Source organism: Deltaproteobacteria bacterium (assembly GCA_035063765.1).
Lineage (GTDB): Bacteria > Myxococcota_A > UBA9160 > UBA9160 > PR03 > CAADGG01.
The window spans coordinates 37,362-54,005 of record JAPSFT010000009.1 but is presented as its reverse complement, the minus strand read 5'-3'; the positions used below and the strand labels follow the sequence as shown (position 1 = coordinate 54,005).

Annotated in this window: 16 protein-coding genes; 2 read left to right on the top strand and 14 right to left on the bottom strand. The window is 75.0% G+C overall.

Features of this window, described 5'->3' with window-relative positions; all coding sequences use genetic code 11:
* Positions 1-11: 11 nt before the first annotated feature.
* From OZ948_08895 to OZ948_08880, 4 genes are read right to left on the bottom strand one after another with little or no spacing between them, the layout of a single operon-like run.
* Entirely contained in the window at positions 12-1,652 is a 1,641-nt protein-coding gene (locus tag OZ948_08895; GenBank protein ID MEB2344845.1) for a Gldg family protein, read from the bottom strand.
* Position 1,653: 1 nt separating this feature from the next.
* Complete coding sequence (locus OZ948_08890) at positions 1,654-2,454, bottom strand: ABC transporter permease (GenBank protein MEB2344844.1); 801 nt, start codon at positions 2,452-2,454, stop codon at positions 1,654-1,656.
* Positions 2,451-3,218 carry an ABC transporter ATP-binding protein gene (locus OZ948_08885; protein MEB2344843.1) on the bottom strand — a complete coding sequence of 256 codons (768 nt, stop codon included), beginning with the start codon at positions 3,216-3,218 and terminating at the stop codon, positions 2,451-2,453. Before OZ948_08885 ends, OZ948_08890 begins: the two co-directional genes overlap by 4 nt.
* Positions 3,215-3,907, bottom strand: a complete 693-nt coding sequence (locus tag OZ948_08880) for a TetR/AcrR family transcriptional regulator (protein MEB2344842.1) — start codon at positions 3,905-3,907, stop codon at positions 3,215-3,217. The genes OZ948_08885 and OZ948_08880 overlap by 4 nt, the downstream gene beginning before the upstream one ends.
* A gap of 130 nt (positions 3,908-4,037) precedes the next feature.
* On the opposite strand from OZ948_08880, the gene OZ948_08875 reads away from it, so the two are divergent.
* Together OZ948_08875 and OZ948_08870 are read left to right on the top strand one after the other, a co-directional pair.
* Entirely contained in the window at positions 4,038-4,262 is a 225-nt protein-coding gene (locus OZ948_08875) for a hypothetical protein (protein MEB2344841.1), read from the top strand.
* A gap of 12 nt (positions 4,263-4,274) precedes the next feature.
* Positions 4,275-5,393 (top strand): glycosyltransferase family 4 protein, encoded by a 1,119-nt coding sequence (locus OZ948_08870; GenBank protein MEB2344840.1) that lies wholly within the window; start codon positions 4,275-4,277, stop codon positions 5,391-5,393.
* Here the strand turns inward: OZ948_08870 and OZ948_08865 are convergent.
* From OZ948_08865 to cysC, 10 genes are all read right to left on the bottom strand, one after another.
* Positions 5,354-6,802 (bottom strand): hypothetical protein, encoded by a 1,449-nt coding sequence (locus tag OZ948_08865; GenBank protein MEB2344839.1) that lies wholly within the window; start codon positions 6,800-6,802, stop codon positions 5,354-5,356. The genes OZ948_08870 and OZ948_08865 overlap by 40 nt on opposite strands.
* A 214-nt stretch (positions 6,803-7,016) precedes the next feature.
* Complete coding sequence (locus OZ948_08860; protein ID MEB2344838.1) at positions 7,017-7,328, bottom strand: hypothetical protein; 312 nt, start codon at positions 7,326-7,328, stop codon at positions 7,017-7,019.
* A 34-nt stretch (positions 7,329-7,362) separates the two neighbouring features.
* On the bottom strand, positions 7,363-8,394 hold the full coding sequence (locus OZ948_08855; protein MEB2344837.1) for an ABC transporter ATP-binding protein: 1,032 nt from the start codon (positions 8,392-8,394) through the stop codon (positions 7,363-7,365).
* On the bottom strand, positions 8,391-9,392 hold the full coding sequence (locus OZ948_08850) for an ABC transporter ATP-binding protein (protein MEB2344836.1): 1,002 nt from the start codon (positions 9,390-9,392) through the stop codon (positions 8,391-8,393). The genes OZ948_08855 and OZ948_08850 overlap by 4 nt, the downstream gene beginning before the upstream one ends.
* Positions 9,393-9,401: 9 nt before the next feature.
* Positions 9,402-10,418, bottom strand: a complete 1,017-nt coding sequence (locus OZ948_08845) for an ABC transporter permease (protein MEB2344835.1) — start codon at positions 10,416-10,418, stop codon at positions 9,402-9,404.
* A gap of 26 nt (positions 10,419-10,444) precedes the next feature.
* A complete protein-coding gene (locus tag OZ948_08840; protein MEB2344834.1) occupies positions 10,445-11,410 on the bottom strand; it encodes an ABC transporter permease in 966 nt (321 codons plus the stop codon).
* On the bottom strand, positions 11,407-13,458 hold the full coding sequence (locus OZ948_08835; protein MEB2344833.1) for an ABC transporter substrate-binding protein: 2,052 nt from the start codon (positions 13,456-13,458) through the stop codon (positions 11,407-11,409). Before OZ948_08835 ends, OZ948_08840 begins: the two co-directional genes overlap by 4 nt.
* On the bottom strand, positions 13,455-14,255 hold the full coding sequence (locus tag OZ948_08830) for a hypothetical protein (GenBank protein MEB2344832.1): 801 nt from the start codon (positions 14,253-14,255) through the stop codon (positions 13,455-13,457). Before OZ948_08830 ends, OZ948_08835 begins: the two co-directional genes overlap by 4 nt.
* On the bottom strand, positions 14,252-16,021 hold the full coding sequence (locus OZ948_08825) for a tetratricopeptide repeat protein (GenBank protein MEB2344831.1): 1,770 nt from the start codon (positions 16,019-16,021) through the stop codon (positions 14,252-14,254). Before OZ948_08825 ends, OZ948_08830 begins: the two co-directional genes overlap by 4 nt.
* Positions 16,018-16,629, bottom strand: coding sequence for an adenylyl-sulfate kinase (cysC, locus tag OZ948_08820; GenBank protein ID MEB2344830.1), 612 nt, complete (start codon positions 16,627-16,629; stop codon positions 16,018-16,020). The genes OZ948_08825 and cysC overlap by 4 nt, the downstream gene beginning before the upstream one ends.
* Between the last annotated feature and the right edge of the window lie 15 nt (positions 16,630-16,644).

The following is a 16,644-nucleotide window of genomic DNA, read 5'->3' as shown; positions in this document are numbered from 1 at the left end:
GCGCGGAGCCCCTAGCGCCCGGGGGCGCGGCGCCGGCTCCACCAGGCCAGCACGCCGAAGATCGCGATCGCCTGCGGCAGCACGAAGAGCGCCACGTAGCGGATCGTCGAGAGCTGCTCGTTCGACAGCATGAGCCGCGACGCGCGCGACTGGTTGGGCCGCACCGCGATCGCCTCGACGTCGCCGAGCAGCCAGTTCACCGAGTTCACGAACAGGTCGCGGTTGCGGTAGGCCCCGATCGCCTGGTTCGACGCGAAGTCGCTGTCGCCGAACACCACGAGGCGCGGCTCGGGCGGCGCCTGCGGCTCGGTGCCCTCGGCCGTCGTGGCCGGCGGCGGTGCGCTCGCGGTGTGCGGCCGGCCCGCCACCGCCAGCGACACGGGACCCGGCAGGTCGTCGGCGCCGAGCTCGGCGCTGCCGCTCGCGAAGAGCTGGTCGAGATCGCGCTCGGCCCAGGCGTTCTCGCTGGTGAGCACGAGCTCGACGAAGGAGCGGTTGCTCGCCGCCTCGGGATGGGCCGGGTCGGCAGGCGCCGGCTCGCGCGGGCGCACGCTGCGCGCCATCGGGAAGAGCGTGACCTCGCGCATCTCGCGGGTGATGTCGTGGTCCGCGTACTGGCCCGCCATCGGCGACATGGCCTGGCCGAAGAGGCTCTGGAGCCGGTCCACGATCGCGTCCTGCCCCACCTCGACGCCCCAGCCGCCGAGCACGTCGACGAGGTCCGTCTGCGCGCGCGGGTCGACCATCGCGAGCACGGCCCCGCCGCGCGCCAGGTAGCGGTCGAGCTTGTCGGCGTCGCCGGGGCGCAGCGGGCGCGTGGGTCCGGCCAGGATCACCACGTCGGCGTCCTCGGGCACCTCGGCCCGGGTCTCCAGGTTGATCGTCGCGACCTCGTAGTTCTCGTTGCGCAGGGCCTCGGCGGCGCGCGCGAAGCCCTCCTTGCCCTCGGCGTCCTTGCCCTCGGTCGGCCGCTCGTTGTGGCCGGTGACGAAGTACACCTTCTTCTGGCCCTGCCGCGTGAGCTTGACCAGCGCGTTGGTGAGCTTCGACTCGTCGGGCTGGTCGATCTCCACCGACTCGCCCCCGATCGCCACGCGCAGCAGGCCCTCGCCCAGCCGCTCCGGTGCGATGCCGTACTTCTCGACCAGATCCGGGCGCTGGTTCGGGTCGGCGTAGGTCACCTGGAAGCGCGGGCTCACGTAGCTGTATTTCTCGAGCAGCTCCCGGATCGCCGGCTGTTCGACCTTCGGGTAGAAGGCCACCACCTCGACGTCCTGCTCGAGGCCGGCGAGCACCTTCGTGGTCTGGTCGGAGAGCGAGTGCACGCCCGCCTCCGAGACGTCGAAGCGCTTGTCGTAGCGGTTGGCGAAGAAGGCCAGCGCGCCCACGATGAAGAGCAGCACGAGGGTCTGTGCCACCGCGCTCGTGCCGTAGCGGCCGATGCGCCGGCCTTCGCCGGACGACAGCCGCTCGCGCAGCGTGTCGAGGCTCATGACCCCGGCCGCGGCCAGCAGGCCCAGCCCGATCGCGAAGTTCCCGATCATCCAGGCCAGGTTCGAGAGCAGGCCCAGCACGAAGAGGAACACCGAGAGCAGCCCGAACACGAAGAAGACCAGGCCGAGGCCGCCGAGCAGCGCGGGGAGTCCCGTCATCTCAGCGCCACCGGACCGATTCGACGGCCGCCTTGGTCACGATCAGGAACCCCGCGACCAGGGCCGCGAAGTAGGCGACGTGCTTGGTGTCGATGAGGCCCATCAGCATCGATTCGAAGTGCTCCGCCGTGGAGAGCCAGCGCATCGCGCCGCTCACCCATTCCCCGAGCCCGCCGCCCATGCCGCTGGCCGCGCCGAGGTCGGCGACGAAGCCGATCATCCACAGGACCAGCAGGATCACGAAGGCGAGGAAGAAGGCGACCAGCTGGTTGCGCGTGACCGAGGAGGCGAAGGCACCCACCGCCGCGTAGGCCAGGCCGAGCAGCCACAGGCCGCCCATCCCGGCCAGGGTCTTCTCGAGCTCGGGGTCGCCGTAGGCGAACAGGATGGCCGGATAGATCCCGAGCAGCGCCACCAGCAGCGTCACGAACGCCGCGGCCGCCAGGAACTTGCCGGCCACCAGCTCCCAGATCGTGATCGGACTGGTGAGCAGGAGCTCCTGGGTGCCGTTGGTCTTCTCGGAGGCGAACAGGCCCATCGTGATGCCGGGCACCAGGAACAGCAGCACGACCCCCATCACGTGGATGAAGGGCGCGATCACGTGGTCGTTGACGTTGAGCTCGGTGAGCTGTTCCCCGGCCTGGAAGGCCTGGAGGCGTGCCACGTAGTCCTGGAACTGGAGCACGCCCGTGAGGAAGAAGAAGCCGGCCAGCACCGCGAAGAGCACCAGCACGGCGTAGGCCACGGGCGACGCGAAGAGCGACTTGAGCTCGCGGCCGGCGATCGCGCCGACGTGCCTCACGGGTGCGCCTCCCCGGCAGGCGCCTCGCCCGCGTCCGGCTCGCGGGCGGTGGCGCGCGCGAAGATCTCCTCGAGGCTCGCGCCGCCGCGCGTGAGCTCCGCGAGCGGCTGGTCCACCACCTTGCGGCCCCGGCTGATCACGAGCACGCGCCGGCAGATCGCCTCGACCTCGGGGAGGATGTGGGTGGACAGGATCACCGTGCGCGCGCGCTCGCCCTGCTTCTCCGCCGCGAGCTCGGCGATGAGCGCCCGGATCTCGCGGATCTGGATCGGGTCGAGCCCGACCGTGGGCTCGTCGAGGATCAGCACGGCCGGATCGTGCACGATCGCCTGGGCGAGGCCGACGCGCTGGCGATAGCCCTTCGAGAGCGCGCCGATCACGCGCCGGCGCACGTCGGCGAGGCCGCAGCGCGCGAGCGCGCGGTCCACCGCGGCGCGGCGCCCGGCGCGCGGCACGTCCTTGAGACGCGCCACGTAGGCGACGAAGTCCTCGACGCTCATCTCGGGATAGAGCGGTGGGGTCTCGGGCAGGTAGCCGACGGCGCGGCGCGCGGCGAGCGGGTCCTCGAAGATGTCGTGCCCGGCGATCGTGGCGCTGCCGTCGGTCGGCGGCACGAAGCCGGTCAGCATGCGCATCGTGGTGGTCTTGCCGGCCCCGTTCGGGCCCAGGAAGCCCACCACCTCGCCGGGCTGTACCGAGAAGCTCACCCGGTCCACTGCGAGCAGATCCCCGTAGCGCTTCGAGAGGCCGTGGGCCTCGATCATCGGTCCGGCGCTCCGCGCCCGGCGCGCAGCCCGCCGAGGAAGAGCTCCACCACCGCGGTGACGCTGCGGTCGTCCGAGGCCTCGGGGCCCTCGGGAAGGCGCGTGTGCCCCAGCACCTGGCTCGTGATCATGGTCTCCAAGGCTCCGATGAAGGCGAGGCAGGCGAGCTGTGCGTCGATGTCCCCACGCAGCTCCCCCGTCTCCTGGCCGGCACGTACCATCCGCGCGACGGACCCGAACAGACGCCCGACGGCCCGGATTTGTTCGGGCTCCGAGAAGCGCGACGAGCGCTGGATCTCGAAGACCAGGACCTTCACCCAGTCCGGCCGACGCCGGTAGGCGTAGAGGATCAGCCCCGCCACCGCGTGGAGCTTGTCGCCGGCCGGGCCCGGCCCGTCCGCGATCTGGTCCACGACCCGGAGGAACGCATTCCAGCGCTCCTCGAAGATGGTGCGGAGGATCTCCTCCTTGTTCTTGAAGTAGTGGTAGACGAGGCCGTAGGCGATGTCCGCCTCGGCGGCGATGTCGGAGACGCGGGCGCCGTGGTAGCCGCGCCGCGCGAAGACCCGGATCGCCGCCTCGAGGATGTGCTCGCGCTTCGCGCCGCGCGGATTCGCGGCGGGCGCCGTGTCGGGGGGCGCCGGGGCCGTGCCGGGCGCGCGCGGAAGAGGGGCTCTCGATGCCGACAACTCTGCGTGCTCCCATCGGAAACCGGCAGGCGAGGTCGCGGCATTGTACGAGCGCGTCCCGAGCCGTCAACCCGATTCGGCGCGCTCGTCTCCTGGGCAGCCGGAAGGGACTCGGATACCCTGCGGCCCCGTGTCGAGCCTGCGCCCCACCCTCCTCACCGCGCTCGCGATCCTGGCCCTGGCCGGTCCGGCGCCGGCCGGGGCCGCGCAGGGCGCCGAGGAGGCCGCGATTGCCCGCGCGCGCGCGTGGGAGGGGCGCTTCTGCCCGCCGGCGCCGAGCGGCCTCGCGAGCCCGTTCGGATTCGCCGTGGCCACGCTCGGCGCGCTCGCGCTCGCGCGCCGCCGCTCCGACTGACCTCCGTCCCGGGTGCGGATCGCCCTCGTGATCGAGCGCTTCGAGCCGCAGGGCGGCGTCGAGGGGGCGGCCTGGCAGCTCGCCCACGGCCTCGCGGCGGCCGGCGACCGCGTGCAGGTGGTGGCGCGGAGCGCCGCCGCGGCGCCCGCGGTCTCGCTCGCCCCGGTGCGCGTCCCGCGTACCTGGCAACCGGCGCGCGTCCTCGCCTTCTCGCGCGCGGCGGCCCGCGCGGCGCCCCGCGGCGGCTTCGACGTCGTGCACTCCTTCTCCCGCACCCGACATCAGGACGTGTACTCGGCTGACGGCGGCAGCCACGCCGAGTACATGGCGCGCCAGTACCCGGGCTGGCGGCGCGGGTTCCGGCGGCTCTCGCCACGCCATGCCGTACTGCTCGGGATCGAGCGGCGCATCTTCGCGGATCCGAGCCAGACGATCCTGTGCCCGTCGCGCTTCGTGGCGGAGGGGATCGCGCGCCGGCACGGCGTCGCCCGCGAGCGGCTCGTGGTGATCCCTTACGGTGTCGACCTCGAGCGCTTCCACCCGGGCGAGCCCGGCGCAGCCGCGGCCCTGCGGGCCGAGCTGGGCGCCGGCGCCGGGCCCGTGTGGCTGCTGGTCGGCTCCGGCTGGCGCCGCAAGGGGCTCGACGTGGCGCTCGCCGCGCTGGCCCGTGCGCGCCGCCGCGAGGCCTCGCTCTGGGTCGCCGGCGCCGACGCCGTGGCGCCCTGGCAGGCGCTTGCGACCTCGTACGGGGTCGGTGGGCGCGTGCGCTTCCTCGGCCGCCGCGGCGACGTCGAGCGCCTCTACGCGGCGGCCGACGCGCTGCTCCTGCCGACCCGTTACGACGCCTTCGGCGCCGTCTGCCTGGAGGCCGCCGCGAGCGGCATCCCGGTCGTCACGAGCGCAGCGGCGGGGGCGGCCGAGGCGCTCGGCGAGGGGGGCCTGGTGGTGCCGGACGCGGAGGACGCCGCGGGCTTCGCCGCGGCCCTCGACGCGCTCGGCGACCCGGCCGTCCGGCGTGCCCGCGGCGCGGCGGCACGCCAGGCGGCCCATGCCCACTCGGTCCCGGTGCGGATCGCGGCGGTCCGCGCCCTCTACCAGCGGCTCGCCGGCGCGCGCCGGCCCGCGTCGTGACCGCCCCGCTCGGGTCCCGGGCGGAAGCGGGCCTCGCTCGCGTGCGGTGGAGCCACGGCGCTCCGGACCTCCACCGTGTGCTCGAGGGCGCCCTCGCCGCCGGCGCCGTCACCGCGATCACGGACAACGCGCGGCGCCGCGCGCTGCGCGTCGTGGCCGGTGGGCGCCCGGTCCTGCTGAAACAGTTCCGCGTCGGATCCGGGCGGCATCCCGGGCGCGAAGCCGTGAAGGCGCGGATCGGCCGCGCGCCGGCCGCGCGCGAGTGGCGCGCGCTCGCCACTCTGCACGCAGCGGGCCTGCCGGTGCCGGAGCCGCTCGCGCTCGGCACCCTCCCCGGCGGCGACCGCCTGCTCGCGATGGCCTGGATCGAGGGCGTGTCCTTCGAGACCGCCCTGCTGGCGGCTGCGCCGCGCGCGCGCCGTGCGCTGCTCGGCGCGCTCGGCGCGCTGGTGGCGCGGCTCCACGCGGCCGGCTGGGTCCACGCCGACCTCCACCCCGGGAACCTCCTGGTCCGCGCCGGCGCCCCGATCGTGCTCGACTGGCAGCACGCGCGCCGCACCCGCAGCGCCGCCGCCCGCGCGCGCGACCTCGCGCGCCTCGAGCACGGGCTCGGGCCGCTCGTCCCGCTGGCGGAGCGCGTGCGCCTGCGCGCGGCCGCGCTCGGGCTCGCGCGGCCCTTCGACGCGCCGGCGCGCGCGGCGCTGCGGGCGGCGGGCGCCGCCGCCGACCGGCGCGCGGAGCAGTTCGCGCGCGGGCGCACCCGGCGCCTGCTGCGGCCGGGGCGCGCCGTGGCCCGCGTGCGTGGCGAGGGGCTGCGCGGGCTGCGCCTGCGCACGCTCGAGGACGGGGCGCTCCGGGGCCTGCTCGCCGCGCACGCCGAGGCGCTCGCGGCCGCGGACACGCGCGTGCTGAAGGACGATCACCGTGCGCGCGTCACGGGCCACGTGCTCGGCGGCCGCGCCCTCGTCGTGAAGGAGGCGCCGTGGCGCGGGCTCGGCCGCGCGCTCGCCGACGTGCTGCGCGGCTCGGCCGCCCGGCGCGCCTGGCGCGCCGGGCACGGGATCGCCCTGCGCCGGATCGGTGTCGCGCGGCCCGAGGCGTGGCTCGAGCGCCGCCGCGCAGGCGTGCCGGTCCGCTCCTGGGTGGTGCTCGAGGACGTGCGCCCCGGCGTCCCGTCCGCCTTCGCGCTCGCGCAAGGGCTCGAAGCAGCCGCGGTGCTCGACGCGCTCGCGGCCCTGCTCGTCGCCCTGCACCGCCGTGGTGTCGACCACGGCGATCTCCAGGGCACGCACGTCTACCTGCGCAGCGGCGCGCGCGGCCTCGAAGCGCGCCTCATCGACCTCGAGGCCGTGCGCTTCCGCCGCCCGCTGCCCGACGAGCGCCGGATCCAGGCGCTCGCCGAGCTGCACGCCTCGCTGCCCGACGCGTTCCCGAACGACGCGCGGCTGCGCGCCTGGCGCCGCTACGCGCGCGCCCTCCCCTTCCCGGGCGGCGCCGGTCCTGCGCTCGCCCGCGTCGTGCGCGCGAGCCTCGCCCGCCGCCATCGCTGGTCCGGCTGCGGCCCGCCCCGCGAAGACCCCGGGACCGGCGCCCGCCCGCCAGCGGGGGCCGGAGCGGGATCGGCTACGCGCCGGCCTCCACCGAGAGCCACTGGAAGGAGCTCGAGGAGCCGGGCACCCGGCCGCCCTGTCCGGCCTGGAAGCGCACCTTCGCACCCGCCTCGCAGCTCGCCAGGATCTCGCGGAAGGCGTCGATCTTGCGGGTCGGGTCCTCGGGGTTCAGGCCGTGGAAGACGATCTCCACCCGCGGCCGCACCGCCAGCACGTTCATCACCAGCGTCGCGAGCGTGAACAGCTTGCCGATCCCCTCGACGGCCTCGATCGAGAAGCGCGGGACCGGCACGTCGGAGATGTCGAAGGTGTACTCGAGGCGCATGTGACGCGCAGGGTCGCCCGGGGGGTCTGGGGTGTCAAGCCGGCGGCGCCCGTCGTTCGACGAGGAAGCAGCGCGCGCCACGGTCGCCGGCCGGGACGAACGCGGGCTCCTCCTCCCGGCAACGCGCGAAGACGAGCGGGCAGCGCGTGTGGAAGCGGCAGCCGGCCGGCGGGTGCGCCGGCGAGGGCACGTCCCCGGCCAGCGCCGCGCGGCTCGCCGAGCCCGACGGCTGCGCGCGCCGCGCGGCGGGATCGAGCGAGGGCACGGCGTCGAGCAGGGCGCGCGTGTAGGGGTGCAGCGGCTCGGCGAAGAGCGGCTCGGCCGGGCCCTCCTCGACGATGCGCCCCAGGTACATCACGGCCACCCGGTCGGCGAGATGGCGCACGACCCCGAGATCGTGGCTGATGAAGAGATAGGCGAGGCCGAGCTCGTCCTGGAGGTCGCGCAGCAGGTTCAGGATCTGGGCCTGGATCGAGACGTCGAGCGCCGAGACCGACTCGTCGCAGACGAGCAGCCGCGGCCCCGGCGCGAGCGCGCGGGCGATGCACACGCGCTGGCGCTGGCCGCCCGAGAGCTCGTGCGGGTAGCGGTCGAGGAGCGAGGGGTCGAGGCCCACGCGCCGCAGCAGCGCCGCGGCGCGCTCGCGCCGCTCGGCGTCGCCCGCGCCGATCCCGTGCGCCTCCATCCCCTCGGCGACCGCCTCGCCGACGCGGAAGCGCGGATCGAGGGCCGCCATCGGATCCTGGAACACGATCTGGAGCTCGCGGCGTAGCGCGCGCAGGGGACCCGGCGCGAGCGTGAGCAGGTCCCGGCCGGCGAAGCGCACGCGGCCGGCGCGTGGCTCGACGAGCCGCAGGATCGAGCGGCCGACGGTCGTCTTGCCGCAGCCCGACTCGCCGACCAGCGCCAGCGTGCGGCCAGCCGGCACGTCGAGGTCGACGCCGTCCACCGCGCGCACCCAGGCGACCGGACGCTGCAGCACGCCGGCGCGGATCGGGAACCAGGTCTGGAGCCCGCGCACCTCGAGCAGCGCGGGGGGCCGGTCCCCGGGACTCCGCGAGCTCATACACCGCTCTCCCGGGCGACCACGTGACACCGGACGGCATGGGTCGGCGAGAGCCGGGTCCAGCCGGGCGCCGCGGCGCAGGCGGCGAAGGCGTGCGGGCAGCGCTCCGCGAAGCGGCAGCCGGGCGGCCACGCCTCGGGCGGCGGCACCGCGCCCGGGATCTCGGCGAGGCGGGCGCCGCGCGGGGCGCGCGCGGGCAGCGAGCGCAGGAGCCCTTCGGTGTAGGGGTGGCGGGGTGCCGCCAGCACCTCGGCGCGCGTGCCCTGCTCCACGACGCGCCCCGCGTACATCACCGCCACCCGGTCGGCCAGCTCGTTCACCACGCCGAGATCGTGGGTGATCAGCAGGACCGCCATCCCGAGCTCGCGGCCGAGCACGCGCAGCAGGTCGAGGATCTGGGCCTGGACCGTGACGTCGAGCGCGGTGGTCGGCTCGTCGGCGATCAGCAGCCGCGGCCGGGCGGCCAGCGCGATCGCGATCATCGCGCGCTGCTTGAGCCCGCCCGAGAGCTGGTGCGGAAAGGCGTCGAGGCGCGCCCCGGGGTCGGGGATCCCGACCTGCTCGAAGAGCTCGCGCGCCCGCCCGCGCGCCGCCGCCCGCGAGCCCCCGCCGTGGAGCCGCACGGCCTCGGCCACCTGCGCGCCGACCGTCTGGACCGGGTTCAGGCTCGTCATCGGCTCCTGGAAGATCATCCCGATCTCGCCCCCGCGGACGCGCCGCCAGCCGCCCGGGCCGAGGCCCTCGAGCGCGCGGCCCGCGAGCCACACGCGCCCCGCCTCGACCCGCCCCGGCCTCGGCACGAGGCGCACGATCGAGAGCGCGGTCAGCGACTTGCCGCAGCCCGACTCCCCGACGAGAGCCAGCACCTCGCCGCGCGCGATCGCGAGGTCCACGCCGTCCACCACCGCGACGCGGCGGCCGCCGGCGGCGGGGAAGCTCGTGACGAGGCCCGCGACGCTGAGCAGGGCTCCGGCATCCGGCTGCGCGAGGGCCGCCACGATCTCCGCTCACTCCTGCTCGCGCGCGGTGCGCGGGTCGAGCACGTCGCGGACGGCGTCACCGACGCGGTTCACGGCCAGGATCAGCGTGAAGAGGGCCAGCGAGGCGGCGCCGAGGTTCCACCAGATCACCGGGGCGCGCGAGAGCTCGTCGCGCGCCTGGTCGATCATCTGCCCCCAGCTCCCCTCGAGGCCGAGGCCCAGCCAGGAGAGCACCGCCTCCGAGAGCACCAGGCTCGAGAAGGTGAGCACGAAGGTGATCACGATCAGGTGCGTCAGGTTCGGGAGCACGTGACGCCACAGGATGCGCCGGGTGGGCACGCCGAGGGCGCGTGCCGCCTGCACGTAGTCGAGCTCGCGGATCTTGAGCGTCTCCGCGCGCGCGAGCCGGCAGAAGCCGACCCAGCCGGTCACCGCCAGCGCGAAGCACACCTGGAGCGGCCCGCGCCCGATCGCGGTGACCAGCGCGATCAGGAGCAGGATCGAGGGCATCGAGGCGAGCGTCGAGACCAGGAAGAACACCAGGTCGTCGATGCGCCCGCCGAACCAGCCGGCGGGCACGCCCAGGAAGAGCGCCAGCGGGATCGCGATCGCGCAGGTGAGCCCCCCGACCAGCAGCGCCACCTTCGCGCCCTGGAGCGTCAGCAGGAGCACGTCGCGGCCCAGGATGTCGGTGCCGAGCAGGTGGCGGCCCGGGTGGGCGAGCGGCGCGCCGCCGTAGAACTCGACGGCGGCGAAGGGCGCCGAGTAGCTGGCTTCCCGGAAGTCGGCCGGGAAGAGCCGCACGAGCGCACTGCGCGGCTCGCCGATCCCGCCGGCCTGCTCCTGCGCGTCTCGCCACGACACGGTGTCGAGGAGCGCCACCGCCGCGAAGCCCGCGATCACGGCGAGCGCGAGCGGCCGGCGCCGGGCGATCGCGGCCAGCCGCGCACGCCAGAACGGGCTGCGCCGCCCGCGCCAGGCCGCCAGCGCGACCACGGCGCCGAGCCCCACCAGTCCGAGGTTGGCCGCGACGTGCGCTTCCACGCGCTAGGACCCTTCTTCCCGCGAGCTCACGTGAGCCGCACGCGCGGGTCGACCACGGTGTAGGCCACGTCGGTGACGATCTGCGCGGCGATGAAGAGCAGGGCTCCCACGTACACCATCACGCGCAGGGTCGCGAAGTCGTTGGCGTCGATCGCGTCGACGGTCATCGAGCCGAGCCCGGGGATGCCGAAGAAGGACTCGAGCAGGAGCGCGCCGGTGAAGAGACCCGGAATCCGCACCACCTCGTGGGTGAGGATCGGGAGCATCGCGTTCGGCAGCACGTGGCGGGCCATCACCCGGCCCTCGCCGGCCCCCTTCGCGAAGGCGGTGCGCACGTAGTCGCGCGAGGTCTCCTCGACGAAGACGGTGCGGTAGAAGCGCAGGTCGCTGCCGAGCCCGTGCAGGAGGCCCACTCCGACCGGCAGCGCCAGGAAGCGCGCGAGGACGGCCGGGTCGGCGTCGAAGCCCGAGATCGGGAACCAGCGCAGCAGCACGCCGATCAGGTACTGGCCGGCCAGGATGTAGATCAGGATCGACACGCTCATCACCACCACCGCGAGCACCACCCCGGCGCGGTCGATGTAGGTCTCGCGGAAGAAGGCCACGAAGAGCGACGCGCCGAGGGCGAGCGGGATCCCGAGCAGGAAGAGCGGTACGGTGAGCGAGAGGCTCGCGCCCACGCCCTCGCGCAGGCGCTGTGCGATCGGCACGTCGTCGGCGTCGCTGCGCCCGAAGTCGAAGGCGAGCATGCGCCGGAAGTGCTCGAAGAGCATGGTGTCGGTGGGAGCGGCGGGGTTCCAGACCCGGGGCCGGTCGTAGCCGTGGCTCGTGATCCACTGCGCCACCGCCTCGGGCGGCGCCTTCTCGCCGAGCGCGCGCCGGGCGATGTCCTCGGGCTCGGCGGTCGCGAAGAAGAGCAGGAACAGGAAGCCGAGCACACCGAAGACGGTGGCGGCGCCCCACAGGAGCCGGCGCACCAGCCAGGCGCTCACGCGCGCCGCTCCCGCCGCCAGGTGGCGACGGCCGGACCGAGGCCCGCGAGGGCGAGCCCGCCGAGCGCCCAGGCCGGCCAGCGCACCGGCTGGTTCCATGCGCGGCGCGCCACGGCCCGCGCGTCGGGCGTCACCGCGTAGTACTTCCAGACCGGCACCGGGAGCCCCATCGGCTTCACGCCGTCGAGCCAGCCGTGCACGAGCGCGTAGTCCTCGGGATGGAAGAGCTCGATCCAGGGCCGCTCGGTCTCGAGCCGCGCCAGCGCCGCGCGGATCCGCGCCGCGCGGCGCGGCCCGTTCTCGAGGTCCTTGAGCTCGTCGAAGAGGGCGTCGAAGCGCGGGTCCGCGAAGTTGGCGGTATTGGGGCCTCCGCTCTTCGCCTCGGCCATCTCGCTCCAGAGCAGGAACAGGAAGTTCTCGGGGTCCGGGTAGTCGGCGACCCAGCCCCAGAAGAAGAGCTGGTAGGCGCCGTTGCGCACCTTGTCACGGAACTGGTTGTAGCTGGTCGCCGCCAGCTCGACGTCGAGGCCGAGCTGCTTCCAGCCGTCGATCAGGAACTGGAAGCGCAGGCGCGACTGCACGGTGGTGTCGGGCGTGTCGAAGGTGATGCGCAGCGCGCGCCCGCTCGCCGGGTCGACGCCGCCCGGGTAGCCGGCGTCCGCGAGCAGCGCGCGGGCCCGCTCGAGGTCGAGGGTCCGGTACGGGTTCCGGTAGGCCGGGTCGTAGCCGAAGATCCCGGGCGGGATCGGCGACTGGGCGGGGATCCCGCGCCGGTTCAGGAACACGCGCAGGAACTCCGGCACGTCGACCGCGAGGCTCATCGCCTGGCGCAGCTTGCGCGCGCGCGCGCCGGCCGGCGCGCCGACCACGGGATCGTCCATGTTGAAGCCCAGGTAGTAGACGCCCGGCCGCACCGCGCGCTCGAGGCGCATGCCGCGCGCCTCCATCTCGGGGCCGAGCCGGCCCTCGCTCACGGTCCGGTCGAAGCTCTCCTTCGGGATCGCGGAGCGGTCGTAGTAGCCCTGCACGAACTTCGCGAAGGCGGGGATCGACTCCTTCTCGAGCCGCATCTCGACGCGATCGAGGAAGGGCAGCGGGCGCCCGGCGAGCCGCGGGTCGAGCGCGCCGCGGGCCGCGTCCCCGGGCTCGCCGTCGGCCGGGTAGAGCGCCGAGGGCGCGCGCCACTCGGGATGGCGGGCGCCCCACCAGTCGGGGTTGCGGTCGAGCACGATGCGGCTGCGCTTGTCGTAGCGCGCGAGCCGGAAGGGGCCCGTGCCGACCGCCACCTCGGCGAAGGGGGGGCGGCCGTCCTCGCCGTCGTACCAGGCCACGGCCTCCCACGGCACCGGTGAGGTGAAGGGCATCGCGAACCAGTAGAGGATCTGCGGGTAGGGCGCGTCGAGCACGACCTCGAAGCGGTACGGACCGGTGACGCGCAGGCCCTCGACCGGGCCGGCACGGCGGTACTGCTCGTCGATGCGCAGCGCCGCGAAGCCGGGCTCCCCGGCGCGCCGCGCGGCGAGCCGCTCGCCGAAGGCCGCGAGGCCCCGGATCTTCGCGAAGGTGACGAGCACCGGGCTGCCCACGGCGGGATCCGCGATGCGCTGGAGCCCGAACGCGAGGTCCGAGGCCACCAGCTCCCGGCTCGTCGCCCCCGGCGTCCCGAGCGCGAAGCAGGGGTCCGTGCCGTAGGCGATCCCGGGCCGCAGCGTAAAGGCGTAGGCGACACCGCCGTCCGGGAGCCGGCGCGGCTCGGGCACCGCGGTCGCGAGCGCGGGGATCAGCTCGTAGGGCCGGCGCAGGTAGTGGTACTCGAGCAGCGTCTCGTAGACGTTCGAGAGCACGTCGTGATCCACGGTCGCGTAGGCCACCTGCGGATCGAGGGTCTTGGGCGGCGCGCTGTAGGGCGTGTAGAGGACGCGCAGCGCGTCGTCGCCGCCGGGATAGGGGTTGTTGCCGCACGCGAGCACGGCGATCGGGGCGAGCGCCGCGAGCGCGACCGCCGGGAGGCGCGCAGCCAGCGCCCCGGCCACGGGCCGCGCCCTCACCCTCCGCTCCCGACGCGCAGCTCGAAGAGCTCCGGCGCGAGCACCGGGTCCAGCTCGACCGAGGCGAAGTGCACCCGCGCCTCGGCGCCGGTGGTGTGGTCGGCGAGCTCGATCGCGAAGGGGAACGCGTCGCCGCCGAGCGCCCGGTAGTCCCCGAAGCGAGCCTCCTGGAGCGCCTCGCCGCCCGCGCCGAGCCGGGCCCAGCCGATCAGGCGGCCGGCCGGGTCGAACTCGAGCCGGGTCGTCCCGGGCCGGTCGGGCACGCGCAGGTCGAGGCGCACCCGGCCGTCGGCGAGCTCGGCGCCGCCCGCGAGCCGTGCGCCCGGGGGCGGCTCGGGCGCCCCGAGCAGGATCTGCACCGCCTGCTCGGGCGTCACCGCGAGGCCCGCGACCTCCCACAGGAGCGCGTCGTGGACGGGGCCGCCCGTGAGCGAGCCGTCCTCGGCGCGGTAGAGCCGGTAGTGGACGCCGTCGGTCGTGAGCACGGCGACGCGCTGGTCGAGCAGGCCCAGGATCTCGACCCGCAGGCGCGCCGGGCGCTCGAGGAGCAGGATCTGCCGGGCGCGGCCGCCGCCGGCCGGCCCCTCGACCGCGAGCCGCGCGACGCCCCGCAGCGAGCGGCGCGCCGCGCCGGTCTGCGCGAGCGCGTCGAGCAGCGCACCGGGGCGGGTGTCGGCGGGCGCGAGCGGCGTCGCGCGCGGCGCGCGCGCGCCGGCGCACGCGAACGCGAACGCGAGCAGCAGGGCGAGGGCGGGAGCGGCGAAGGCGCGCGTGCGAGCCGGGCGCCGCGCCCTCACCGGGGCGCGAGCTCCCGGCGCAGGCGCTCGAGCTTCTCGCGCAGCTTCGGCTGCTCGGCCTCGCGCGGCTCGAGGTGGACGGCCTCCTCGTAGAAGCGCAGCGCGCGGGCGCGGTCCTCGAGCAGCAGGTAGGCGTCGCCCAGGTGCTCGGAGATCACCGGGTCGCCGCCGGTGAGCTGCGCCGCGCGCTCGAGCTCGCGGACCGCCCGCTCGAGCATCGCGCGGCCCTCCTCGACGCGCCCGGCATCGAGCATCTGCTTCGCGCGCGTGTAGTAGATCCAGCCCAGGCTGTCGGTGATGTAGCCGTCGTCGGGCCTCTGCTCGCTCGCGCGCACCACCATGCGCTCGGCCTCGTCGAGGTCCCGGCCCTGCTCCGCCATCGTGTAGCCCACGTAGTTGAGGGCGCCCGGATGATCGGGGCTCACGGCGAGTACCTGGCGCATGTAGGCCAGCGACTCCTCGCTGCGGCCCGCCTCGCCGTACACGACCCCGAGGTTGTAGAGCAGGTCCTCGTCGCCCGGCGTCCGCTCGAGCAGGTCCTCCAGGAAGTCCACCGCCCCCTCGAAGTCGCCCGCCTTCGAGCGCAGGCTCGCGACGTAGAGGTCGAGCTGGCGCGAGGGCGCGCGCGCGCGCACCGCCTCCGCCTCGGCGAGCGCACCCGCGAAATCGTCCTCCCGCTCCTTCATCGAGGCGATCTGGAGCCGCGCGTCGGACCAGCGCTCGTGCTCGGGCGGCACGCGCTCGAAGCTGGCCTGCGCCTCGGCGAGCCGATCCGCGCGCCGCTGGACCAGCCCGAGCAGGTAGTACACCTCGTACTGCTCGGGGTTGTCCGCGAGCGCCTTCTCGAAGCGCGCCGCCGCGGCCTGGTAGTCCTTCTGCTCGAGGTCGAGGTAGCCGAGCCGGACGATCGAGCGCAGGTCCTCGGGATGGCGCCGCTCGATCTCCTCGAGCGTGCGGCGCGCGTCGTCCCAGCGCTCGAGCCCGAGGTAGGCGTCGGCCAGGGCCACCAGCGTCGGGTGGTGGTGGGGCTGGACGCGCAGCACCTCGCGGTAGATCGCGATCTCGCCGTCGCGGTCACCGCGCTGGCGGCGACCCCGCGCCAGCGCCGAGTAGACGGCCAGGCTGTCCGGATGCTGCTTCAGCGCCTGGCGCAGGGTCCGCTCGGCCTCGGCGTGGCGGTCCATCTTCTCGTAGGCCCGCGCGAGCGCGAAGTACGAGCGCAGGCTGGTCGGATCGGCGCGCACCATCCAGCGCGCCGTGCGCAGCGCGTCCTCGTTGCGATTGGCGTCGGCGTAGAGGCCGTAGAGGAGCAGCGCCGAATCGGCGTCGAGCGGTGTCCCGTCGGGCTCGAGCAGCACCGCCTCGGCGGCCCCGACGTCGCGGCGCAGGCGGTGGAGGGTGCCCAGGAAGACGCGCAGGTCGGCGTCGTCCGGGTCGAGCTCGAGGGCGCGCTGCGCGTAGGCCACCGCTTCGTCCGGGCGTCCGGCCCGGGCCAGCATCTCCGCCACCTTGCGATCGAGGAGCGCGGACGCGGGATCCTTGGCCAGCGCCCGCTGGTAGGCGGCCAGCGCCCCCTCGAGATCCCCGTCGAGCTCGAGCTCGCGGCCGACCAGATAGTCGTACTCGGCCGGCGCACCGGGGCGCTCCACCACGTCGGGCTGGGAGCGGACCGGAGCGAGCAGCGTGGAGCAGCCCGCGAGGCCCAGGGTCGCGAGCGTCGCGAGCGCAGCGAGCACGGGCAGCGGCCTGCGGAGCCGGCTCGTCACGACGAGAGGTAGCCCTTCTCTTCCAGGAACGAGACGAGCTGGCCCACGCTCTCCTCGACGGTCTGGCGATTGGTGTCGAGCACCAGCTCCGGGCGCTCCGGCGCCTCGTAGGGCGCCGAGATGCCGGTGAACTCCGGGATCTCGCCCGCCCTCGCCTTCTTGTAGAGCCCCTTCACGTCGCGCGACTCGCAGGTCGCGACGCTCGCGGCGACGTAGGCCTCGACGAAGCGGCCCGGGTCGTGGAGGCCGCGCACCAGGTCGCGGTCCGCGCGGTAGGGCGAGATGAACGAGGTGAAGACGAGCACGCCGGCGTCGGTGAAGAGGCGGGCCACCTCGCCGATCCGCCGGATGTTCTCGGTGCGGTCGGCGGGCGAGAAGCCGAGGTTCTTGTTCAGGCCGTGGCGGATGTTGTCGCCGTCGAGCACGTAGGCGAGCCGGCCGCGGCGGAGCAGGGCCTCCTCGGCCGCGACGGCGATGGTGCTCTTGCCCGAGCCCGAGAGGCCGGTCAGCCAGATCGTCACCCCCTTCTGCCCGAGCAGCCTCTCGCGGTCCGCGCGCGCCACCGTCTGCTGGTGCCAGGTGATGTTCGTCGCCTTCTGCTCGGCCATGTGCCTTCCGTAGGG